This window comes from Hymenobacter sp. BT491, from assembly GCF_014349165.1.
Lineage (GTDB): Bacteria > Bacteroidota > Bacteroidia > Cytophagales > Hymenobacteraceae > Hymenobacter > Hymenobacter jejuensis.
In genome coordinates this window covers 54,667-78,358 of sequence record NZ_JACSJJ010000008.1, presented here as the reverse complement: position 1 = coordinate 78,358, position 23,692 = coordinate 54,667, and the positions used below count along the sequence as shown (strand labels likewise).

Annotated in this window: 12 protein-coding genes; 8 read left to right on the top strand and 4 right to left on the bottom strand. The window is 54.3% G+C overall.

The window, feature by feature from the left end; translation table 11 throughout:
- Window positions 1-213: 213 nt before the first annotated feature.
- Window positions 214-1,044, top strand: coding sequence for a 50S ribosomal protein L11 methyltransferase (gene prmA / locus H9I52_RS21725; protein ID WP_187455607.1), 831 nt, complete (start codon window positions 214-216; stop codon window positions 1,042-1,044).
- Between the two features lie 97 nt (window positions 1,045-1,141).
- Here prmA and H9I52_RS21720 read toward each other — a convergent pair whose 3' ends face one another.
- Genes H9I52_RS21720 through H9I52_RS21710 form a run of 3 tightly spaced genes read right to left on the bottom strand, consistent with a single transcriptional unit; the run spans window position 1,142 to window position 5,914 of the window.
- Window positions 1,142-2,212 (bottom strand): glycoside hydrolase family 43 protein, encoded by a 1,071-nt coding sequence (locus H9I52_RS21720; protein ID WP_222940602.1) that lies wholly within the window; start codon window positions 2,210-2,212, stop codon window positions 1,142-1,144.
- Between the two features lie 26 nt (window positions 2,213-2,238).
- The gene (locus tag H9I52_RS21715) at window positions 2,239-4,737 is read right to left on the bottom strand and encodes a glutaminase family protein (protein ID WP_187455606.1); all 2,499 of its coding nucleotides are present in this window, start codon (window positions 4,735-4,737) and stop codon (window positions 2,239-2,241) included.
- 34 nt (window positions 4,738-4,771) lie between these two features.
- Complete coding sequence (locus H9I52_RS21710; protein ID WP_187455605.1) at window positions 4,772-5,914, bottom strand: glycoside hydrolase family 172 protein; 1,143 nt, start codon at window positions 5,912-5,914, stop codon at window positions 4,772-4,774.
- Window positions 5,915-6,107: 193 nt separating this feature from the next.
- On the opposite strand from H9I52_RS21710, the gene H9I52_RS21705 reads away from it, so the two are divergent.
- A complete protein-coding gene (locus H9I52_RS21705) occupies window positions 6,108-7,193 on the top strand; it encodes a cellulase family glycosylhydrolase (protein ID WP_187455604.1) in 1,086 nt (361 codons plus the stop codon).
- Window positions 7,194-7,272: 79 nt separating this feature from the next.
- Here H9I52_RS21705 and H9I52_RS21700 read toward each other — a convergent pair whose 3' ends face one another.
- Window positions 7,273-8,331 carry a UDP-glucose--hexose-1-phosphate uridylyltransferase gene (locus tag H9I52_RS21700; RefSeq protein WP_187455603.1) on the bottom strand — a complete coding sequence of 353 codons (1,059 nt, stop codon included), beginning with the start codon at window positions 8,329-8,331 and terminating at the stop codon, window positions 7,273-7,275.
- 725 nt (window positions 8,332-9,056) lie between these two features.
- Here H9I52_RS21700 and H9I52_RS21695 point away from each other — a divergent pair.
- The 6 genes from H9I52_RS21695 to H9I52_RS21670 all read left to right on the top strand — a co-directional run bounded on the left by H9I52_RS21695 (window position 9,057) and on the right by H9I52_RS21670 (window position 23,670).
- Window positions 9,057-12,110, top strand: coding sequence for a SusC/RagA family TonB-linked outer membrane protein (locus H9I52_RS21695; protein ID WP_187455602.1), 3,054 nt, complete (start codon window positions 9,057-9,059; stop codon window positions 12,108-12,110).
- A gap of 21 nt (window positions 12,111-12,131) precedes the next feature.
- Window positions 12,132-13,691: a RagB/SusD family nutrient uptake outer membrane protein gene (locus H9I52_RS21690; RefSeq protein ID WP_187455601.1), complete on the top strand. Its 1,560-nt coding sequence runs from the start codon at window positions 12,132-12,134 to the stop codon at window positions 13,689-13,691.
- A 232-nt stretch (window positions 13,692-13,923) separates the two neighbouring features.
- Window positions 13,924-14,994, top strand: coding sequence for a family 43 glycosylhydrolase (locus H9I52_RS21685; protein ID WP_187455600.1), 1,071 nt, complete (start codon window positions 13,924-13,926; stop codon window positions 14,992-14,994).
- Window positions 14,995-15,059: 65 nt separating this feature from the next.
- Entirely contained in the window at window positions 15,060-16,679 is a 1,620-nt protein-coding gene (locus H9I52_RS21680; RefSeq protein ID WP_316248066.1) for a family 43 glycosylhydrolase, read from the top strand.
- Window positions 16,680-16,971: 292 nt separating this feature from the next.
- On the top strand, window positions 16,972-17,967 hold the full coding sequence (locus tag H9I52_RS21675) for a LacI family DNA-binding transcriptional regulator (protein WP_139514847.1): 996 nt from the start codon (window positions 16,972-16,974) through the stop codon (window positions 17,965-17,967).
- A gap of 528 nt (window positions 17,968-18,495) precedes the next feature.
- On the top strand, window positions 18,496-23,670 hold the full coding sequence (locus H9I52_RS21670; RefSeq protein WP_187455599.1) for a hypothetical protein: 5,175 nt from the start codon (window positions 18,496-18,498) through the stop codon (window positions 23,668-23,670).
- Window positions 23,671-23,692: the final 22 nt, after the last annotated feature.

Genomic DNA, 23,692 nt, shown 5'->3' with positions numbered 1-23,692 from the left:
GTCATCCTGAGCGCAGCGAAGGACCTTATCCCGTAGCTACGGGATAAGGTCCTTCGCTGCGCTCAGGATGACAAGGTGGTTACTAAGCCACAGAATAAAGTAAAGCAGCACGAAGCGATAAATGCGCTTCAATAAAACGCCACCGATTTTCCTGCGAACTTTGCCGTCCCGTTTCGGACGGCATTTTCTTTTTAGAACACCCAATCAATTCCCATGGATTTTGTAGAAGTGCGCGTGCAAGCTCCGCGCGAACTAGCTGATATACTGATTGCTGAGTTGGCCGAAGTAGGCTACGATACCTTTGAAGACAACGACGACGGCTTTTGCGCCTACATCGGCGAAGGCGATTTCAATCCCGATGCCGTGGCCGAAGTTATGTCGCGCTACGAAGCGCTGGGCGAGCTGGAGTTTGAGCACCGCGTCATTACCCGCCAGAACTGGAATGCTGAGTGGGAAAAGAACTTCGAGCCGCTGGTTATTGCCGATAAAGTGTCGGTGCGCGCTCCTTTCCACGAGCCACGGCCCGACTTGCAGTACGAAATTGTGATCATGCCGCGCATGTCGTTCGGTACCGGCCACCACGATACCACGGCGCTCATGATCACCAACCAACTGGAAATTGACCACCAAGGCAAGCGCGTGCTGGACATGGGTTGCGGCACCGGCATTCTGGCCATCATGGCCGTGCTTTTGGGCGCTGACTACGTGTTGGCCGTCGATGTAGAGCCCTGGACTGCCGAAAACGCCGCCGACAATGCTGTCGAAAACAACGTGCAGAACAAGGTAGAAGCACGGTTGGGCGACATCACGGCTTTGGATGGCGAAGCACCTTTCGACATCATCCTGGCCAATATCAACCGCAACGTATTGCTGGAAGACATGCCCGCTTACGAGCGCTACCTCAAGCCCGGCTGCCCCATTTTGTTTAGCGGCTTCTACGAAGAAGATCTGGCCCTAATCCGCGCGGCCGCCGAAAAGGCGGGTTTCCGATACGAAAGCCACCGCATCCAAAACGACTGGGTTTCCGCTATTTTCTACAAGTAGCCCTTTTTGTTTTTACCTGCCCTGCCTCCTTTGGCGCACGCCAAAGGAGGCAGGCTGCTTTTTAAGCCCATTTCATAAGTATTTGATCATAAGATACTTATGGAATGGGCTGCGGCGTGTAAGTTGGGCCTGGGCAGCGCGGGCCTTCTTTCGTCCAGGCGAGCTTATCGATGCACATCTGGCGCTCTTTCATACCTGCGTCCCAGGCGTGGTACACGAGGTATTCGGTTTTGCCATCGGGGCCGATGACGTGCGAATGGTGGCCCGGTCCGCGCACGTGGCCTGCTACGGCGTGTAGCACGCGAGCGCCAGTGTCGTTGGCCGTGTCTCGGTAAGGCCCCATGATGGTATCGGCCTCGCAATAATCTACTCCGTAGCGGGGCGTCAGAAAGTTCGCGCCGCTATAGAAACAGTAGTATTTGCCGTTGTGCTTCCGCACAAACGGGCCTTCCAGCGTATGCCACTCCGCAAACGTGCGGTTGTCGTAGAGGGGCATCGTGCGGTTTTTCTCGAATACCGTCCAGGGGTGCCGAGCCCGCATTACGGTGTGGCTCTCCCCGGCCAACTTCGTCATGCTGGTCAGCCGATCTACTACCAGGCCCGTGCCGGGAAAGTAACCGTTGTCGGTGTCGATGAAGTCGCGGGCATAGAAGAGGTACCACTTGCCGTCGGTATCCTGAAAGGGATGGGCATCGATGGTAAACTTGCTTTCCGGTACGTCGAGCAGCGCTACTTCTTTATACGGCCCATCGGGTTTGGTGCTGGTAGCCACATGCAGCCGGTGCCCCACCGAAGCCCCAATGGCGCCGCCCCCACGCGAGTAATACATGTAAAAAGTGCCGTTCTGATAGACAACTTCCGGTGCCCAAAACTCCGCCTTTTCCGAGCCGACGGGGGGCGTAAGCGCTCCCCCAAGCTCTTTCCAGTCAACTAGGTTCTTCGAAGTGAGTAGATTGAAAATGCGCCCGTCCTTGGCGTTTTGCCCTGCAGTGCCGAAGGCATAGTAAGTGCCTTTGTAGCTGAGCACAAAAGGATCGGGCATGGAATGCGGATATACCGGATTGGTGTAGGTACGTGCCGCGGCGGCTGCTAAACTGTTGTGCATCAGTAAGGAAGAACCAACGCTGGCAGCAGCGTACTTTAGAAAATTGCGGCGGGAATGTGGCATGGAGGTGGGTGGTAGGGATGAGGCAGTTATTTCAACGGCTTACGAGCCAGGTCTTTCTCCAGCATTTTAATAAAATAGCCGCCAACCACCGAGCGCGCCCGAAACCCGACCGACTTGCCATCGGTGGTTTCGTGCCAGTCGCTGAGCGGAATGCGATCGGAGGTTTCGTTGACGTAGCGATAAACAGGCTGAATAATCTTCTGAAAATCAGCGGGCGAGTCAGCTAAGGTCGCCGTCCAGAGTATCCAGTCCGACTTGCTGTAGGTTTTGCGACTGTCGAGTGGCAAGCCGTAGGGCTGTTGCTTGGTCAGGTAATATTTGATCTCCGTAGCAGCGATATCAGCCGGAAATATGTCCAAGCGTAATAGCTTGTCCCACACAAGGTTATACTTTTGGCTCCAGGTGCCTTTCTGATCAAACGTCAGGCTGTAGTGGTCGCCGTCTTTGGCCATCTGTATCCATTGCTGCGCCATGTCCTTAGCGAGTTTCTGATAGGTGGCGGCCGTGGCATTGTCGCCCTGCATGCCGGCTAGGCGGCCGTAGCTGGCCAATCCCAAAATGGCCTTCACCGAAAGGTTGGCGTTGTGGGCAAGGTGACCGGCGAAATCGTCGGTACATAGCTGATTCTCTGGGTCAAGACCGGCTTTCTGTAAGTACTGTGCCCAGGTAGTAAGCGCCGGCCAATGTTGCTTGGCATAGTTGGCATTGCCTTCGGCGGCGGCAATGGCGGCGGCTAAGATGAGCATGTTGCCGCTTTCCTCCACGGGCATGTCTTCGCCGTACGTCTGGCCGGAGGCCAGCGGGTAGGTGCCCACGTCGTGCGCGGCAAAGGGCTTGGTCCACTTGCCGCTTTCGGTATAGTAGAAAATCGGGTCCATCATGCCTTTGAGCAACGTGGGGTTGTAGCGCAGAAACAGCGGCGCCGACGGATAGGTAATGTCTACGGTGCCGATGGAGCCGTTGCTAAAATTCTCTTTGGAGAAAAACAACGGTTTGCCATCCGGGCCGGCTACCAACTTATGCGCGGCAATGGCCTGGCGGTAGGCCAAAGCGCAAAGCTGCGCGTACTGCGAGCCTCCGGCAGCTTGCGCTTCCTGGGCCATGTCGGCATCGAACTTAGTGCAGGCCGCCACCACACGGTCGTAGTCACGTTCAGCGGCTTGCAGCATTTGCTCGGCCGTGGTGCCGTCTTTGCGCCACCATGCCCGCAGCTTCTGCCCGAAGTATTCTACCGAATACACATCGTCGTAGCCTAGTATAATATGTTGATTGACAGAAGATTGGCCAACCTTGCCCAGGTTAAATACTGCCGCTAGCTCCACCGGTCGGTCGTTGGCGGCGCGGGAGGTTTGGGCATCATCATTTTTGGGCAAGGCTCCGGTTTGCTGAAAAGCGGCCCGCGATACTTTCGCCTCGCTGAGGCGCGCGGTGGCCGCTTTGCTATCAACTCCCACATACGCATAGCCCCAATCGATGCGGACGTTGTCGCCTTTGGTGCCCAACACGTTCTGGGCTTTGGTGCCCGTTCGGAGCAGTGTTAGTGGGTCCGCGGTGCTGCGCTGCCATTCCACCACTTGGCCCGGCGTGTTGATTGCCAGTTGCGGCGACGCGCCCATGTATAGCTGCACATCGTGCGTTTTGCCGTCGGTGGCCTGGGTGCGGAATGTGATGTACGAAGCCGGCCGCGACAGAACGGCTAAATCATCGAGTAGCAGCGGCGACGTGAACGTTACATCCAGCTGCACGGGTCCGCAGGCAAATTGGTAGCTGGTCTGGGTAGCCGTGAGCCGCACGGCTTTCTGAGTAGCGGTCAGGCGCGTATCGGTTGGTTTAGGTCCCACAAGCCCCACATCCAGCAAGCCAGGGCCTCCGGTGTTCTTGCAATGCAACGCTATGATATTCTGGCCTTTGTGCAAGGTGGCCGCCGCTTTCGCCGCAATCGGAAACTCTTGGTATTCAGCAGAAAAACAGGGCGCACACGCGAAAGCCGGTTCGCCATTGAGGTACACGTCTACATCGTCGTCGTGCAGCATGTATAAGCTTAGCGAGCCTTTCGGTGCCTCTTTTAGCTCAATGGTGCGCCGTACCCACACGTCATCGCCTTTCCATTTAGAGTGGACGCCCGGCGCGTTGTCTTCGGTTGTGAGCAAGCCTTTGCCGGTCGTCCAAGTAGTAGCGTTGAAAGCGGGTTTCTGCCAATCGCTGGGTGGGGCCGTGTTGGTGTAACGATAGGTGGCGGGCTGGGTCTCGGAGCTGGCCGCCAGCATAGTAGGCGGCGTGTCGGGTTTGCCCAAGAAGTTATACGTCTTGCCGTCCACGCGCAGGTAGCCGAGTAAGCCTTGAGTGCGGCCGGTCCAGTGCTTGGTTGGTTGCCCGTAAAGCTGATCGCCAAACGACCACACGCTGGTGTATGGATCGATGGTGACGAGCGGGTAGGCCGGCGCGCGGAGCTGTTGGGCCTGGGCCGTGCCTGCTAACAACGTCGCAGCCAGCCATAACTGTGTCGAAATGCGTTTCAAAAGCATAGAACTAGGATAGAGCGGAAGGTGCAGGGATGCGTTATTTTGTCTCCAGATCATCTTTGGAAGGCAGTTTTGGGAAGGCAGCGTGCGGCTCGGTCTGGTACCAATAAGCCACCGACGAAATATCGTCTTGCAGCGGCAAATACCGGCCGTTGTAGCGCCAGCCCAACGCCTGAATGGTGATGCGCAAGTCCTTCTCGAAGCGAACCGGGTCGGGAATGTGCCAGCGGTACAAGCCAAAACGCTGATTGGCGTGGTACAACCCGTCGGGGCGAATGACCTGCGGCATGCCCGCGTAAGGCGTCGAAAACTCCTGGTACTGATGGGTTTTCTTGTTCTCGAAGTTGTAAGAGCCGCAAAAGTAATCCTCTGTGCCTGTGCCGTTTATGGTCGGAAATTGCTTGTCGCCGTCCAGAAAAAACTTGATTTCGCCTTCGCCCCACCAGTCGTTGCTGTTCACGCCCCACGCCATGTAAGTGCCCACGTACTGCCCGCGGCCCTTGATGTTGTCCACGATGGTATACACCTGCTTGTAAGGGATGGGGTTGACGCGCCGAAACTGGGAGTGGAAGTACGCCGCATCGTTGGGCACGTCGGTCAGCGTGTAATCGACTTGGTAATAAAGCACCATATCCTTCTCGTCCAGGTTTTCCAGCGTGATGCGGCACTTTTTGCGGAAAGGCATTTGCCAATAGCAGTTGAAAGCACTACCCGGATTTACCGTCACGGGCAGTGAATTGAGCGTCGCAAACTCGCCCCAGCCCATCCCGAAAAAGTCACCCACCGGCACCTCCACCGACGGTTCCTTTTCGTCGTCCCAGTAAAACCGCAGGATGGAAAAGCGCCAGATACCCGTAGGCGTCATCCAGATGTGCTGAATAGCCCCCGAGCCGTTGATTTCGGCTACTGTGAAGGTCTGGCCGGATTTTATGACTACGCTCGGGCTTACTTTCCAGCCCTGGCCCAAGTCGCGGGAAGCGTTTTTACCAGTACCTTCGGTGGCCATGCCGCCTTTGCCTTTCTCGCCGGTGAAGTTCTCGGGGCTGATGGAGCGAGTTTTGGCTTCGGACAGGCGGTAAATGTTACTCAGGTCGCTGCCCAGGCCGTTGAATTTTTGGGCCAGAGCAGGCAGCACTGCGAGCCCTAACATGAGCATGGCAAACAGCTTTTTCTTCAACATACCGGGTAGATGAAGTGGAGAAGGAAAGACCGTGTTCGAAATGCTAGATACGCAATCGTTTGCACAAGTCAATAGCCCGCCCTACATTGCTCCAAAGTCCTAGCTATTCTAGGATGAATACTGGGCTGATATCATAATGTATTGACAATTAATGCGTTATGAAAAATAGTCTGTGATCTTACCTATTCCCTGTATGAAGAAAATATTCTGGTTTCTCTGGTTACTGTCGTTTGTTGCAACGGGCGGAAACGCGCAAAACCGCAAAAGCAAAGTCTCTAAAGCGGCTACTGCCACAGTATGGACGACCGACAAAGCCAATGCTTGGTATCAGCAGCACCAGTGGATGACCGGCGCTAATTTTATTCCCAGCACGGCTATCAACCAGCTGGAAATGTGGCAAGCAGCCACTTTCGACCCCACCACCATCGACAAAGAACTGGGCTGGGCCGAAGGCATTGGGTTCAATACCATGCGCGTGTTTCTGCATCACCTTGCCTGGCAGCAAGATCCCAAAGGATTTAAGCAGCGCTTAGACCAGTATTTGGGCATTGCCGATAAACACCACATCCAAACCATCTTCGTGTTTTTTGACGATTGCTGGGGCAAGGATCCCAAAATCGGAACTCAGCCAGTTCCCAAAACCGGCATTCACAACTCGGGTTGGGTACAAGACCCCGGCGACCCGGCTTCCAAAGACTCAACGCAATTTCCGGCCTTGCAGAAGTACGTAACCGACGTGCTAACGCAGTTTGGAAAAGATAAGCGCATCGCTCTATGGGACTTATACAACGAACCCGGTAATAACAGTAAAAACGATACGTCGCTGCCCCTAGTGCGCAACGTGTTTGCGTGGGCCCGCGCCGCCAATCCCGAGCAGCCTGTTAGCGTCGGGCTCTGGAACTGGGATTTTGAGAAACTCAATTCGTACCAGGCCACACATTCCGATGTGGTGACTTACCATAACTACGAAGATGTGTCTATGCATCAGCGTGTTATCCAGCTTCTGCGCGCTACGGGGCGTCCGCTGATTTGCACCGAGTATATGGCGCGGCCGCGCAACAGCCGTTTTGCTACTGTGCTGCCCATGATGAAAAAGGAAAATGTTGGCGCCATCAACTGGGGCTTGGTCGATGGCAAAACCAACACCAAGTATGCCTGGGACACGCCCTTAGCAGACGGCAGCGAACCCATCGAGTGGTTTCACGAAGTCTTCCGCAAGGACGGAACGCCCTACCGGCAGGATGAAGTTGACCTGATCAAAAAGCTCAACAAGAAGTAGTCGTTATCCAGCAACAAAAAACCCTTGCTACACTCGGTGGCAAGGGTTTTTGTTTTGTAAGTGAATTGTAATAAAGAGGTTATCCCTTTAACTGCTCGGTCAGTTTGTAGTGGACATCCGACAAGCTACGCAAGCGTTCGGCGGCGAACTCAGCAGTTACGTCGCGTTGTGGGTTGGCCAGCATCTCGTAGCCAACCATAAACTTGCGAACGGTAGCCGAGCGGAGCAGTGGCGGGTAGAAATGCATGTGCATGTGCCAGCTTTCGTGCGGTTGCCCATCGGTGGGGCGCTGGTGAATGCCGGCCGAATACGGGAAGGAAATTTCGAAAAGGTTGTCGTAGCGAATCGTAAGGTTGCGCAACGCATCGGCAAAGGCATCTTTTTCGGCATTGGTAAGTTGCTCGATGGATTGCACGTGTCGGCGGGGGAGGAGCAGGGTTTCAAATGGCCATACAGCCCAATAAGGCACTAGCACCACAAAATGCTCGTTTTGGTAAACGATGCGCGTTTGCTCACGCAATTCGATCTCCAAATAATCCGACAGTAAGCTGCGGCCGTGCTCTTTAAAGTACGTTTCCTGCTGCACGGTTTCCTTAGCGGGGTCGCCGGGTACGGTGCGCTGCGCCCAAATCTGGCCGTGCGGGTGCGGGTTGCTGGCTCCCATCATAGAGCCCTTATTCTCAAATATTTGCACGTAGTTGATGTCGTCGCGGGCGCCTAGTTCCAGGTACTGCTCAATCCAGACGTCGACCACGCGCCGAATGGCGGCAGGCTCCATTTCGGGCAGCGTCAGGTCGTGACGCGGCGAAAAGCAAATCACGCGTGCCATGCCCGATTCGGCTTCCGCCCGCAACAGGCCGCCTACCTCCACAGAGCCCACTGGCACGTCGGTTTGCAGGGCCGCGAAGTCATTGCCGAACACGAACGTGCTGGTGTAAGGCGGGTTGACCACATCGCCATTCACGCGGGTATTGCCGGGGCAGAGGTAGCAGGTCGGGTCGTAAGCGGGACGCACGTCGGGCTCGGCTTTTTCCTGCTGGCCTTGCCAAGGGCGCTTGGAGCGGTGCGGCGACACCAAGATCCATTCTCCCGTGAGTGGGTTGTAGCGACGGTGCGAGTGTTCGGTTGTGTCAAACATGAAGTATGGAAAGGAGATGGGAAGTAGGTAGAACGGCTATAAAGAGCAATACGTCAGGCAATTAGGCAAGGCCACGGCTTGCAGCAAAGGTCCGAGTTAGGGATCGAAAATACGGATGTCATGGTAAGACAGAGGTGAATTTTATAAATACTTCGCAATCAAATAGATACAAACATGAGGCAAGGCGAGCCTAGATACTTGTCAGGGGCTCTCCGCGGAGTAGAGGACATTCTGTGATATAACTCCAGACAGCCCTGCAATAAAGGCACTTGAAGTAGCCCATGAAGCCAAGACGAGCGAAATATTGGCGGACTTAACCAGTATATCAAGCACTTTTTAGAGGACTATTTACGCAAACGTTTGACTAAACCAAAATATGCCTTTAACGATTGGGAAAGCATATTTCAGCCAGAATAGCAATTGCTTTCGGACTCGGCATTATGCAAACGAAACCTAAAATAGGGCAATTAGTCTTGACAATGGGGTTATTTACCACTAATCTTAGGCCCTCTAATGAGTAAGGTCCACCCACATTTTACTCCGGAAAAGCTGGACAATAAGCGTTTACGGCCCGCCTTTCTTCTTCCACCCGCTTGCCATCTTTTGTGACCCCCACTTGATTAATCTGCTAATCCCTAGCAGCAATTTGGTTCTAAAATAGATTTGTGCAATCGATTGCTGCGTGCTTTAAACATCCCACTCAATTCTTAAGCAAGAAGATTCTTATGAAAAAGCCAGTACCCAAAATGCGACGGCTGACCATTCCGGCACTTCTGTGCTGTCTGCCGCTGGCAGCCGCTGCCGAACCTACTGTATGGCACGAGAATACCAGCATTCGGGCTTCGCAAGCCGATGTGACTGTTTCGGGCCGAGTGCTGGACGACAAGGGACAGCCCTTGCCCGGCGTAAACGTGGTCGTACGGGGCACTTCCAACGGGACACAAACTAACAGCGACGGCCAGTACACCCTAACCGCTCCCGAAAATGCTACGCTGGTCTTCTCTTTCGTGGGCTACACGTCGCAGGAAGTTGCCCTCAACGGCCGCACGACCGTTAACGTAGCGTTGGGCTCTGATACAAAGGCTTTGAACGAGGTTGTGGTAGTGGGTTATTTATCCATCAACCGTGAACAAGTAACTGGCTCCGTATCAAAGGTTAGCCAAGAAGACATCCGACGCTCGCCGGTTGCCTCCGTAACCGAGGCTCTGCAGGGCCGGGTGGCAGGCGTTCAGGTAAATAATTCGGGCGCTCCGGGCCAAAACCCGATTGTAAACATCCGAGGTATTGGTTCTATCGCACTGAATAGCAACCCCTTATATGTTGTAGATGGCGTATGGACCAGCGATATCCGCGATATTAACCCTTCGGATATTGAGTCGACAACCATCCTGAAGGATGCGGCTTCGCTGGCGCCTTACGGTTCGCGCGGTGCCAACGGCGTAATTCTGATCACGACGCGGCGTGGCAAGCTTGGCAAGCCAGCCATCAACTTCAACGCTTACGGCGGGGTACAGAACATCCCGAAAACCTACGACTTAGCTGACACCCAGAAGTGGGCCGACGTTACTCGCATGATGTATACCAACGCGGGCCAAACCCCCTTCGCGGGGGCAGCTAATCCGCCTGCTATTAACACCGACTGGCAAAAAGCCTTATTTCAGTCGGGGCGTGTGCAGAACTACAGCTTGGGCCTGAGCGGCGCTAGCGAGTTTGCCAACTACAATATTTCGGGCAGCTATTTCAATCAGAAAGGGACGATTGTAGGGCCGAAATTCGACCGCTACAGCCTGCGCCTGAATTCGGGAATTACCCGCGGCAAGTTCCACATGGATCAGTCGGCGCAGCTTTCACGGGCTTTCACCAAGCGGGTAAATGGCATTCCGTTCATCGACGTGATTCGGATGCTGCCCATCATTCCGGTGTACGACCCAACTACCGTTAGTGGCTTCGGCTTCGGTAATACCAACCAAGTGACGTTTGGTACTAATCCGGTTGGTTTACAGAAAGTATACAACGACACCAACACCGAAAATCGACTTATCGCTTCGCTTGCCCCCGAAATCAACATTTTTGATTTTCTGCGGTACCGGCTGAACCTGGGTATGGAATACCTAAGTTTTCAGGACCGGAATGAACGCAAGTATGGCCAAGCTGGCGGCTTGCGCATGAACGAGCCAGTTCGGCCAGCCGAACTATTTGAAGGCCGTGGCGACCGGCTTTTTCTGTTAGCTGAAAACACTCTGAACTTTCAGAAAAGCTTCGGTAACCATAACGTGAACGCGGTTGTGGGTTATACCGAACAAAAGAATACCTACAAATTTACCAATGCTACAGCACAAGGGTTTGGTACGGGGCCCACGTACTACTGGTCGTTGGGAGCCGCCACTGGATCGTCGAGCGTAGACGGCGGCACGCGCCGTTGGACTAAGCGCTCGTACTTAGCCCAGGTAGCATACGACTACGATGACCGCTACCTGCTGACGGGTGCTTACCGCCACGACGGATCTTCCTTGGTAGACCCCGCCAACAAGTGGGGCGATTTCTTCGCCTTCTCCGGCGGCTGGCGCATCAGCAAAGAAGCTTTCTTCTCCGGCGTATCGGGAATAAGCGACCTGAAGCTACGCGCAAGCTACGGCGAACTGGGTAATGACCAACTGCCTGAGTATCTGTCATTTGGCTTGATAAACTCCAACGTCAACTATCCATTTAATGGAACCGTTGTAAACGGTGCTATTCAGAACCAGTTGGCTAGCAAGAACTTAAAGTGGGAGAGCCGGGCTACTACCAACATAGGCTTCGATCTGGGCCTAATGGAAAACCGCGTGACGTTGGCGGCCGACTACTACATCTCGAAGACCAAGAATGCGCTCGTTAACCCGGCTATTCCCTTCTTCGAAGGAAACGTGGGTGTAAACCCTTATACGAACCTAGGCCGGTTGGAGAACCGGGGTTTTGAGTTCCAGCTGGGCTACACCTCCGACCCGCAAAAAGACTTCCGTTACGGTGTTAGCGCTAACCTAACCACCCTGAAAAACAGAGTGAAAGAGTTGGCATTTGAAGGCCAGAACTATCCGGGCGGTCCCAGCGGCGTAGCCCGTACCGAAGCCGGTCAGCCAGTTGGCGCTTTCTACCTGATGCACAAGCTGGGGATTTTCCAGACCCAAGCTGACGTAGATGCCCACAAAGTGCAGCCCAGTGCCAAGCCCGGCGATGTTAAATATGAAGACATCAATGGCGATGGCCAGATTACGGATGCCGATCGCCGCTTCACAGGCAGCCCGTTCCCCAAGCTGCAATATGGTCTGAACCTGAACTTCGGCTACAAAGCATTCGACCTGACAGCGTTCCTGCAAGGTGTGCAGGGCAACGATATCTACAACGTGACCCGCTACTGGACAGACCGCATGGACGACAACGGCAACTTCCGCGCCGACTTAAACCCCTGGACGCCTAGCAACCCCTCGACCAGCACGCCGCGTCCGCTGCTAGGGGGTGGCCTCAACGCCTCACCGCTCTCGGATCGTTGGCTCGAAAACGGCTCTTATCTGCGTTTGAAAAACGTGCAGCTAGGTTACACCCTGCCCAAAACGTTGCTGGAGCGCGTGAAAGGCATTGGTAGCTTACGAATCTATCTGACGGGTCAGAACTTATTAACGGCAACGAAATATACCGGCTACGACCCCGAAATCGTGGGTGCTGGGCCTCTAGCCCGTGGTGTTGACGAGGGCAACTACCCCAATCTGCGCACGGTTACGGCTGGCATTCAGCTCGGTTTCTAACCTATCAATCTTCTTACACTCATGACTACTTATAAAACCCGAGCCTTCGCAATCTTGGCCAGCTGCCTGCTGCTGACCACCGCTTGCGAAAAAGACTTGCTAAATCAACCGAACCCGAACGCTCCGACCACCGAGTCGTTCTGGAAAACGGAAGCCGACGCGCTGAAAGGCCTAACCGCGGCCTATAGCGGCTTACAACTCAACGGTACCTACCGCCGCTGGATTCATTTCGGTTACGACATTCGTTCTGATGAAGGGTTTTCTTCGAGCCCCTGGCCTGAGCTACAGAACTTTACCAAAACTGTGCTTACGGATTACGACTTCGAAGTAAACCGCGATACTTGGGCCAACCACTACCAGGCCGTTAACCGCGCAAACCAAGTATTGTCGTATGTGCCTACTATTCAGATGAATGACAAGCTGAAGACGCGCATACTGGCCGAAGCACATTTTCTGCGGGCGCTCAACTATTTCAACTTGGTGGAGCTGTATGGCCGCCCCGTATTGGCAACGGAACCTTCCAGCGCAGATTATCGCCCGCCGCAAGCCGCTAGCGAACAGGAAGTATGGAACTTGGTCATTGCCGATCTGCAAACAGCCAAGGCTGGCCTAGACGAAAAATATACCGGCGCCGACGTGGGCCGCGCTACCAAAGGGGCCGCTACTGCCCTGCTGGGCAAAGTGTATATGCAGCAGCGCAAGTGGGCTGAGGCTAGCACTCAGTTTGCCGAAGTAATGAAAATGGGGTACTCCTTAGCCCCGAACTTCTACGATAATTTCCGGCACACCAGCGAAAACAATTCGGAGTCAGTTTTTGAGGTGCAGTTTGTTGGCGAATACAGCGCCGACCGTGACGATGACTTTGCTGGCGCTTCGGAAGCCCTCCAGCGCTCACAGTTCTTTGGCTTGCCGGGCAAAGGCTGGACCGATGGCGAAGCTCGTCCGTGGATCATCACCGAGTTCTTGAAAGAACGTACTACCGCAGGCAAAAAGGATCCCCGCTTGGCTACCACCTTGTTCTTTGCGCGTTCGCGTGCGGGCTATCCTGTCGACCCGACTGACCCAGTCGATCAGGACCAACTGGCCTACGATAAAATGACCTTGGAGGAACGCTTCAAAACCGATGAGTACAACCGCAACCGCGTGTACTGGCGCAAGTACGAAAATGATTACTGGCGCGACGCAGAAGGCTACTATTCGCCCATCAACTTCCGCGTCATCCGCTATGCCGACGTGTTGCTGATGCAAGCCGAAGCGCTCAACGAGCAAGGCCAGACGGCGGCTGCCATCCCGCTGATCAACCAAGTGCGCGCCCGCGTGCAACTGGCTCCGCTGGGTAGTATGAGCCAGAGTGACTTGCGCACCCAGATTATGCACGAGCGCGTAACGGAACTGGCCGGCGAAAATACCCGCTGGCACGACCTGATCCGGTGGGGCTTGCTGGATAACCAGGCCGGCATCGATCAGCTGAAAACCCGCGACGCTGACTTTAGCCTATTTGTGGTAGGCAAATCCAAATATTTGCCCATCCCGCGCAACGACGTGAACATTGCCCAGTTGCAGCAAAACCCCCAATGGTAAGGCTGCCCACAAAGTGAGTTGAATTAAACAGCCGTTTCGGCCTTGTACACACAAGCTGGAGCGGCTGTTTTTATGCCGTATTCTTTATGTTGCCACCGCTAGCACACTTCCATGGCATAATGTGATCTGCGCTCCTTGGTAACAGATTTTTATGAGGTTTACATCTTTATATAACTGCTTATTTATCAAATAGATAAGGTTTTAAAAAGAATTTGCTCTTAATTTCAAAACCATGATTTTCATTTATCGTTCCTGGCGACTCGTTGCGGTTGCGTTGTTGCTCGCAAGTGCTTCCTGCAAAAAAACGAACCCGGGCGGCACCCCAACGCCGGTTACTCCCCCCGTTGTTAGCAGTACCCAATTCAAAAATCCGTTGCTATCATCAGGCCCTGATCCGTGGGTCTACCAGAAAGACGGCTTTTACTATTACATGAACACGACCGGAGGCGACTTGCAGCTTCGCAAGACGGCGAAGATGTCGGAGTTGAATTCAGCGTTCAGCAAAGTCATCTGGTCGCCGCCCACCTCCGGACCCAACTCCAAAGACGTTTGGGCCCCCGAAATTCACTTCCTCGACGGCAAATGGTACGTGTATTTTACGGCCGGCCCTGGCAACTGCTGCGGCGGGCAGCGTACGTGGGTACTGGAAAATACGGCCGCCGATCCTACCACGGGCACTTGGGTTGAAAAAGGTCGCATTTACAACCCCACCGAAGATTATTGGGCCATCGATGGTACAGTGATGGAGCAAAACGGCAAGCGGTATTTCCTGTGGTCGGGCCAAGACGGGCAAAGCACGGTGCAGCGCCTGTACATCTCCGAAATGAGCACCCCCTGGACGCTTACCGGCCCGCGCGTAGAGCTTTCGCACCCTGAATACGAGTGGGAAAAGAACGGCGAACCCGATGTGAATGAAGGCCCCGAAGTAATTCAGCACGGCGCCAAAACTTTTCTGGTATACTCGGCAAGCCATTGCGATACTGACGATTACGCCTTAGGGATGCTTACTGCTTCTTCCACCGCCGACCCGATGAAACTGGCGTCCTGGACCAAATCGGCTACGCCGGTATTCACCAAAAATGCGGCGAGTGAGGCCTACGGTCCTGGCCACAACGGCTTCTTCAAATCGAAGGACGGGCAAGAAGACTGGATTATCTACCACGCGAACGCGGGCCCAAACCAGCGTTGCGGCAACCAACGCGTGCCGCGCATGCAGAAATTCGGCTGGAATCCTGACGGCACGCCCAATTTTGGCACTCCCGTTTCCCTAAATGTGCTCATTAATAAGCCAAGTGGAGAATAAGAATAAGTTGTTGGTAATCAGTGGTATACAATAAGCTTCCGAACTCCCACCCTAATTCTTGCTTTGTGACTTCTCTCTTCTCTGACCTGCGAAAAGGAACGGCGTGGTTGACCTTGACCGCGGGGCTATTGGCAACTGCCTGCCAGCGGCAGGTTTCTACCAACACGAGCAGTGTTCCGGCCGCCGTAGAAAGTGCTCAGGGCCCAACCAATACCGTCAGTGCCGGAACCAGCCTCGTGTTGCCCGGCGACTTTCCCGATCCGTCCGTCACTAAAATCGGCGATACGTACTGGGCAACGGCTACTTCTTCTAACTGGGGTCCGGTATTCCCGTTGCTCAAATCCAAGAACCTGACGGATTGGGAGTTGGTAGGACATGTGTTTCCAAATAAGCCGCCCGATTGGGCCGATTACTACTTCTGGGCCCCTGAAATCAGCGAGGAAAATGGCAAGACGTACGTGTTTTACACGGCCCACAAGAAGAATGGCCCGCTGAGTGTAGGCGTAGCCAGCGCCGACAACCCGGCGGGCCCATACCGCGACCACGGCCCGTTGGTAGGGCAGGAGGATGGCTCGATTGACGCTTTCCCGATCCGCGACGAGAATAATCAACTCTACATGGTGTGGAAAGAAGATGGCAATAGCCAGAACCGGCCTACGCCAATCTGGGCGCAGCGCATCAACGACGACCGCACTGCCCTCACGGGCGAAAAAACCGAGTTGTTTCGTAACACAATACCTTGGGAAGGCAACCTCGTAGAAGGCGCCAGCATCGTGCGACACGGCGACTATTTCTATGCTTTTTATGCCGGCAACGGCTGCTGCGGCCACAACTGTACCTACGGCATTGGGGTAGCCCGCTCGCGTAAGTTGCTGGGGCCGTGGGAGAAATACGAAAAGAATCCTATTCTGACTAAAAACGGCAGCTGGACCTGCCCCGGTCACGGCACCGTCACGCAACGAGACAATCGCTGGTTTCTGCTGCACCATGCTTACGACACGCGCAGCTTCGAATTTGTGGGTCGGCAGGGAGTGCTGAGCGAATTTGTTTGGACGCCCGCCGGCTGGCCCGAGTTTCCACAAGGCGCCAATGCCGCCCCAGCCTTCAATGTGGCTAGTCAAAACGTATCCGATGACTTCAAGGGCACCAACTTGGTTGCGAGCTGGCAGTGGCCGATAGAGCAAAAGCCCTCCTTTACTGTGCGCGACGGCAAACTGCTGCTATCCGCCCGCCCCGACCACAGTGGCGCGGCTTTGGGCCATCATACTTACACCACTGACTACACGGCTACCACCACATTGCTACAGCCCACCGCCCTGCCTACCGGAACAGTAGCTGGCATTGCCGCCCTTGGTGACCCTGACAACACCATTGCGCTCACCGCCGGCGACGGCAAATTGCGGCTTTGGCAACTAGAAAAAGGCAAACAGCAATCGCTTGGTGAAGTGGCCTTGCCAAATAGCAAAGCCTTAATGTTGAGGCTGCAAGCTCAAGGTGGCAATCAATATCGCTTCAGTTGGAGCGCCGACGCGGGCAAAACTTGGCAAAACCTTCCTGCCAATGGTCAGGCAATAAACGGTACGTACTTGCCCCCTTGGGACCGCGGTGTGCGGGCGGGCCTCCTAGCACGTGGACCTGCAACGGCCACGGCCACCTTTGATGATTTTACGCTCAATAATCAATAAAGCATTCTGCCTTGCCCCATTGGTCGCTATACCTAACAGCTCTGCTTTTCATATCAGATTCCGGGGCGCGTAAATTAAGGCTCTTCCTTACGGCTTGGCTTCTGCTCATTTCGGACCGTGCTATTTTCGGAATGAGCAGAGGATTTCTTGAATTCGGTATATATATCACTGACAACAAGATAGTACCTGGAAAATTTGAAATGTCCAAGCAGTTTAATACGTTTATGCAATCGTTTGCGCGGATCTCATAATAAACAAAAAAGTGGCTAGTAATCGGGCATCCATAGCAGACATGGCTAAGGAGTTGGGAATCTCCATCTCAACCGTGTCGCGGGCGCTTAGCAACCATCCTAGCATCAGCGACGGTACGAAGAAGCGCGTGTGGCAAATGGCTGAGCAGGTCAACTACCAGCCCAACCATTTGGCGGCGGCACTGCGCAAAGGCCGCAGCAACCTACTCGGGGTGATGGTACCGCACATCGACGGTCACTTTTTTTCTTCCGTGATGCATGGCATCGAAAAGGTCGCGAGCAAAGCCGGCTTTAACGTGATGATCTGCCAGTCGAACGAGGACGTGGCCAGCGAGCGCAAAAACATCGAAACGTTGATGAATGCGCAGGTAGAAGGCATTTTGGTGTCGTTGTCGCGGACTACGCACGATTTCAAGCATTTCGAGAAGGTGCGTAAACGCGAGATTCCACTGGTGTTTTTCGACCGCATGCTCGACGGCCTCAACGTCAGCGCCGTCATCATCGACGACTACCAAGGCGCTTACCAAATCATGAAGCACTTGCTTGAGCAAGGCAACACACGCATCGCCCATTTTGCCGGTCCGCAACACCTGAATATCTACAAGAACCGTCACCAAGGCTACCTCGACGCTTTGCGGGCCTACGGTATCCCGTACGACGAAAACTTGGTCTATTACTGCGATATGAAGCTCGAGGATGGGGTCGAGGGCATGGAAAAACTGCTGAAATTGCCAGTTCGGCCCGACGCAGTTTTTTCTTCCAGCGACTTCTCCGTTGTAGGGGCGATGCAGGTATTAAAGAGCCATCAGTTACGCGTGCCCCACGATGTAGCGCTGGCCGGGTTTAGCAACGAGACCTTCACGTCTCTGACGGAGCCGCGCCTTACTTCCGTCGACCAGCACTGCGAGCAAATGGGGCAAACGGCTGTGCGCCTGTTTCTGGAAATGCTGGACGACCACTCCGGCCGCTTTTCCCCGCGGCGCATCGTGTTGCAACCCGAAATCCTGATCCGCGAATCATCCGTGCGGCCTAAGTAATGTTAGGCACGCTAACACTTTACGCTATTTTTATAAATAATTGATTATTAACTACTTATAATAAAAGCTTTTTGATCGTTAATTTCCCTGGCAAGCTTTATGCTGCACATAAATGCTTGGTTTGCAGCGTTATTCGTTCTAGATTAAGTAAGTCCCCGTTTTTTCCTGTTACGCCGCGATAGTACTAGTGCGAGGGCGATGGCTTAGCAAGCGGAAATTCAGAGTCAATTATTGTATTTAACCTAGAAAGGGTAGGAGCAGGTAGGCGCAATACTGCCGCAACAGCTAGCAAGAGAATGGCTAAAAAGCTGCCATATGAAGTGGATTCGTGGATTGCCGGCATTTTTGACGAAAGTATGCCTGCTTTTTCCGAAATTGTAGCCGTCTTATTAGGTTATGATGGAGTGTAGAATGAAGAATCGTGTTTTTGGGTGGGTTTGCACGGCGGTCCTGTTAATAAGTGTTCCTGCGTGGGCCCAGCAATCTAAACCGCAAACGCCCAAACAACAGCCCGCTCCTGCAGCGGCCGTGCCTCGCTTTTCTGGCCGGCTGGCAACCGAGCCGGTACAGTACATTGCAGACGTGCAGAACATGATGGCCAGCACCAACAACGCTACCGCCAAAGCCTCGGCGGCCAAGCTGCAGCAGCTTTGGGCCAGCAACAAACTGACGGCCACGCAGCAAGCCAAAATTATCGAGATATCGCAGCAAATGCTGCTGAAGAAATTCAAGCCACGCCCGCATTTCGAAGCTCTGTTTACGGCCATTACAGGCGGCGCCACGGTGCAAAGCCTGTCGGATAAGCAGATGGACGAGTTCTTGGACGTGACGGCCAAAACGCTGGACAAGGAGCCCGTGCGCGACACCGAGAAATTTCTGTTGAGTGCCGCTCAGTTTCTGGAAACCAAGTTTTTATACCGTTCGCGCTACAACAGCCTGCGCGTGGTAGGTGGCTCATTCTCATTTGCTTACAACGAAACGGATATGCCGCAGCCGGCGCCGGCCGTGGCACCCGCCAAGCCCGTAGAGCCCGCTCCGGTAGTCAAGACGGAACCGCTCAAAACCACAACGCCTGCTAAGTCCGCTGCTAAACCTGCTCCCAAAAAGAAAAGCAGCAGCGGTTGGGACACGGCCGACCTCTGGGATACCGGTGGGGGCTGGGGCGCTGCCGACGACGGGTGGGGCACGCCCAAAAAAGCCGCAGCCAAAACTGCTCCGGCCAAAACCAAGACGGCAACGCCAGCCAAAGTGCCTGAACCTGAGCCCGTTGTGGAGCCTGCTTACGCCGCTTATGATACCTATATGGCGCCCAATCGGCGGGGGCCGGTGCTGTTGCTGAAGGATGCGGATATGTTTATGGCTACCGCCAGTGACTCCATCTACATTCGGAAAACCAGCGGGGTGGTTGTGCCCATTCAGAGCCGCTTTGTGGGGCAAGGCGGACAGTACGCCTGGACGTTGAATAACAATCCGGTTACGGCCGATCTGAACAACTACGACTTCGATATTTCGAAGGCTGAGTTTACGGCGCAGCCCGTGACGCTCACCTATCCGGCTGTGCTGGAAGCCCCGATTCAGGGCGCGCTGGCTTACAAGAGCGTGAAGAAGAAACCAGGTGCCACGGACGCAGGATATCCGCGGTTTATTTCGCTCACCAACGATGCCCGCGTCAAAAACATTGGTCAGAACATTCGCTACTTCGGCGGGTTCTCGCTGGCGGGTGCGCGCACGCTGAGCGCCTCGCTCGACGGTAGCCTTTCACGCATTTTTGTAGATGTAGACGGAAAACCGAAGTTTCGGGCTAGCTCTAGTGCCTACGTGCTAGGCGATTCGCTGATTTCAGCGGCGCGGGCGGCGGTCACGATTTACCAGGACAAAAGCGACTCGCTGACGCATCCGGGGGTGAAGCTGAAATTCTCTAAAGCGCGGCAGGTATTGCAGCTCACCCGCGAAGACGGCCTCTACAAATCGACGCCGTATTATGACTCGTATCACCAGATGGAAATTGCGACGGAGCTGCTGACGTGGCCCATCCGCACTTCCGCCATCGAGTTTTCTATCCTGACTGCCAAAAACCAAGTAACCGCCAGCTTCGAATCGAAAGAATTCTACACCAACACCCGCTACCAGCAAATCAAAGCCATCAACAAGCTGCACCCACTGCAAATGGTGGTTGGCTACAGCCAAGCACACGATAACCGGAAAGTGCTGACCGTTGAGGAGTTATCGACGGAGCTAAAGGTGAAGCCCGATAACGTTAGGTCGGCTGCGGCGGGCTTGGCACGCGATGGCTACGTGAAGTGGGACCCCCAAACCGAGCAGATTACGCTGCTGCCTAAAGCCAATCACTACGTTAGCTCGTCGCGGGGTAAGAAAGACTACGACCACATTGCCATCAAATCGTTGGCGCCCAATGGCAAAAATGCTACGCTCAACCTCGCCAACAACGACCTGATCGTGCGTGGCGTCGATCGCTTCAACTTCTCCGACGACTCCGTAACCGTGTTTGTGAAGCCGGACAGCAGCGTCATCCGCATCCAGAAAAACCGCGGTGTGCTGTTCAACGGTACGGTGGTAGCGTCGGCTTTCGTGTTCAAGGGCAAGGAGTTTAAGTTTGATTACGACGGCTTTTACATCGACCTGACCAAAATCGACTCGATCATTGTAAAAGGCAAAGGATCAAAAGGTTCGGTGATGAAAGCCCGCAAAGACACCGACTTTACGCTGACTAACAAAAAGAAGACCTCGGCGGGCCGCCTCTACATCAACGATCCGCGCAACAAATCGGGCCGCAAGAAGCTGGGCGCGTTCCCTTCGTTTGACGCCTCGACCGGTGCGTACGTCTATTTCGACAAGCCCGAAGTACTGGGCGGCGCTTACGACACGACCGTTTATTTCGACATTCCGCCGTTCCGAATTGACTCGTTGAATAATAAAAATCGTTCGGCGGTGGGCTTCAAGGGCACGTTCGTGTCGGGCGGCATTATGCCCGAATTCAAGACCAAGCTAAGCCTGCAAGAAGATGGCTCTCTGGGCTTTGTGTACAACGTGCCCAAAGAAGGATTTCCGTTGTATGGCGGCAAAGGCCGCTTGTTCAACAAGGTGCAGATGAGCAACCGCGGTATTCAGGGCATTGGCGACATCAAGTACCTCACGGGGACGCTGCAAAGCGACCAGTTTATCTTCTACCGCGACTCCGTCGTGACGGTGGGTAAATCTGCTACCATCACGCCGGGGCCGCTGAATGGGGTTGAGTTTGCGAAGGTGTCGTTGCTGCCGGGCTACGGCATGAAGTGGGTGGTGAAAGCCGACTCGATGTATTTGACCACACCGCGCGACGCGGCAGCGATGAAGTTCTATACTGGCGACTACGGCTTTAAAGGCACGGCTATTCTGACCCCTGGTGGCCTGTATGGCGATGGCCGGATGGAGGGCCCGCAGTCGTTTATTCGCTCGCCACAGTTCACCTTTAAACCCACGAATTACCAAGGCAAAAAATCGACGCTGAACATCAAATCGGCAGAGCCAAACAAGCCCGCACTTACGGCTAATGAGGTGGCGTTCAACTACGATTTGAAGCAAGGATACGCCGATTTTACCCGCGAGGAAGGCAGCAAAGCCAGCATCGACCTGCCGTATTCGGATTACAAAACCACGCTGAGTGGCGGCAAATGGGACTTCAAAAAGAAGACGGTGCAGATGCGCGTGGCGCCCGGCGCCGACTCTACGCGATCGTATTTCTACTCTACTAAGCCTGAGCAGCACGGCCTGAAATTCCGTGCCCTTACCGGCCAGTACGACCTAAGCCGCTACCGTTTGGTGGCCGGTGGCGTGCCGCACATTGCCGCTGCCGATGCCTGGATCGAGCCGGACAGCAACAAGGTGTACGTGTTGGCAAATGCCCAGATGCGGTCTTTTCAGAACGCCAATGTAGTGCTGGATACGCTGACCAAGTACCACAGCCTCTACAAGGGTGATATCAAAGTGCTTTCACGTAATGCCTTCACGGGCAATGCGTTATACAAGTACAAAAATGCTTCGGCCGATTCGTTTGCCATTAAGTTTGCCAACTTTATCGTGGACTCGGCCGCGACGAAAGGCGCAGTGGCGCGCAGTGGCAAGGGGCTGGCCAAGAGCCTCTTGCGCGGCAACAAAGACGAGGGGCAGCCGTTTGCGCCACCCACCATTGCCGTGGCTAATATTCAGCCCGCCGATAAATTCCATTTGGCACCGCGTATCGCGTATCGAGGCAACGTAACGCTGAATTCGCAACGCAAAGGCTTTGCGTTTGATGGCCAGTCGCGGTTGGAGTTCAGCAAAAATCCGGCGGCGGCGCAGTGGTTTGCCGTGCAGGACAGCATAGATCCGAAAGGGGTGCGCATCAAGCTCATGGAGTCCAAATCCGATGACGGTGTGCCGATGATGACGGGCCTTTTTGTATCGGATGCGACGCAGAAAGTGTACCCGCTGTTTGTGGCCAACAAGCCCGGCGTAACCGATATGAACCTGTTTCAGGTGGACGGCATGTTGAGCTACGATGCCAAAAAGCGCAATTTCACGATCACGCGCAACGATCTGTCTAACAGTAACTCGTACGAGGGTAGCGTGCTCAATTTTCAGGATTCGACAGCGGCCATGACCTTCCGTGGCAAGCTGAACCTGATCAATTTCAACAAGGATTACGCGCTCACGGCCTCTGGCCTCGGCTATGCCAAGCCCGACAGCAACATTTACCAGCTGGATACTTTCATGGCCTTCGACATCAACATGCCGGAGAAAGCCATCCTGGCGATGGGCGAAGATTTAGCCAAGAACGCGAAAGGCGCCCCCGAAGCCCTCGATAACTCAGAGGCGCAGCTGTATAAAATGGGCGAGTTTGCCGGCAGCAAAGCAGTGCAGGAGTACGCCAACCGCAAAGGAGGCTACATGGCATTGCAAAAAGTGTCGAACAAGTTCCTGCACACCATCGTCCTGAACAAAGTGGACTTAGTGTGGTCGGAAAAGCAACGCTCGTGGCACTCGGTGGGCAAAATTGGCCTTGTCAGCATATTGAAGAAGGACATCAACGCGCTGATCGACGGCTACGTTGAGATCAAGAAAGAATCGACGGGCGACGTGGTGGAACTGTACTTGGAGGCCGAGCCGCAGACGTGGTATTACCTCAAATACACCAACAACGTGCTCCTGACGAAAGCCCAGCACGGCTCTTTCGACGAGATCATCGGGTACAAAGCCAAAGGCGACTACAACACGGCTACCACTTACGGCTTCTACCTCGGCGACGACCAGGAGGTGCAGCTCTTCCTCAACCACTTCCGCAAAGACTACCTAGGCGAAGCCAAACAGCGTAAGATTGCCACGGCCCCACCAAGCACCGGCAACTTCGACAACATGGAAGAAGGCGGTAAAAAGAAGAAAAAGAAGGGTAAAGACGAAATCGTAGACGATGGCAGTCAGCCCACTGCCGATGCGCCGGTAGAGGAAACTAGCAAGAAAAAGAAGAAGTCGAAGGACGAACCTACGGATGCGTTTGGAGCCGCTGCCACGCCGCCGGCTACGGAAGAAACCAGCAAAAAGCAGAAGTCGAAGGAAAAAGCCGTAGAGCCCAAAACCGAAACTACTGCGCCCGCGGAAGAACCGAAGAAGGAAAAAGAGAAGAAGAAAAAGAAAAAAGCGGAAGAGGATCCTTTCGGCGATTCCTAAACTTTGGAAACGAATGCAAAAA

Coding starts and splice junctions, on each gene's coding strand:
- prmA (WP_187455607.1), top strand. CDS start 214: ATGGATTTTGTAGAAGTGCGCGTGCAAGCTCCGCGCGAACTAGCTGAT.
- H9I52_RS21705 (WP_187455604.1), top strand. CDS start 6,108: ATGAAGAAAATATTCTGGTTTCTCTGGTTACTGTCGTTTGTTGCAACG.
- H9I52_RS21675 (WP_139514847.1), top strand. CDS start 16,972: ATGGCTAAGGAGTTGGGAATCTCCATCTCAACCGTGTCGCGGGCGCTT.
- H9I52_RS21700 (WP_187455603.1), bottom strand. CDS start 8,331: ATGTTTGACACAACCGAACACTCGCACCGTCGCTACAACCCACTCACG.
- H9I52_RS21690 (WP_187455601.1), top strand. CDS start 12,132: ATGACTACTTATAAAACCCGAGCCTTCGCAATCTTGGCCAGCTGCCTG.
- H9I52_RS21710 (WP_187455605.1), bottom strand. CDS start 5,914: ATGTTGAAGAAAAAGCTGTTTGCCATGCTCATGTTAGGGCTCGCAGTG.
- H9I52_RS21720 (WP_222940602.1), bottom strand. CDS start 2,212: ATGCCACATTCCCGCCGCAATTTTCTAAAGTACGCTGCTGCCAGCGTT.
- H9I52_RS21715 (WP_187455606.1), bottom strand. CDS start 4,737: ATGCTTTTGAAACGCATTTCGACACAGTTATGGCTGGCTGCGACGTTG.
- H9I52_RS21695 (WP_187455602.1), top strand. CDS start 9,057: ATGAAAAAGCCAGTACCCAAAATGCGACGGCTGACCATTCCGGCACTT.
- H9I52_RS21685 (WP_187455600.1), top strand. CDS start 13,924: ATGATTTTCATTTATCGTTCCTGGCGACTCGTTGCGGTTGCGTTGTTG.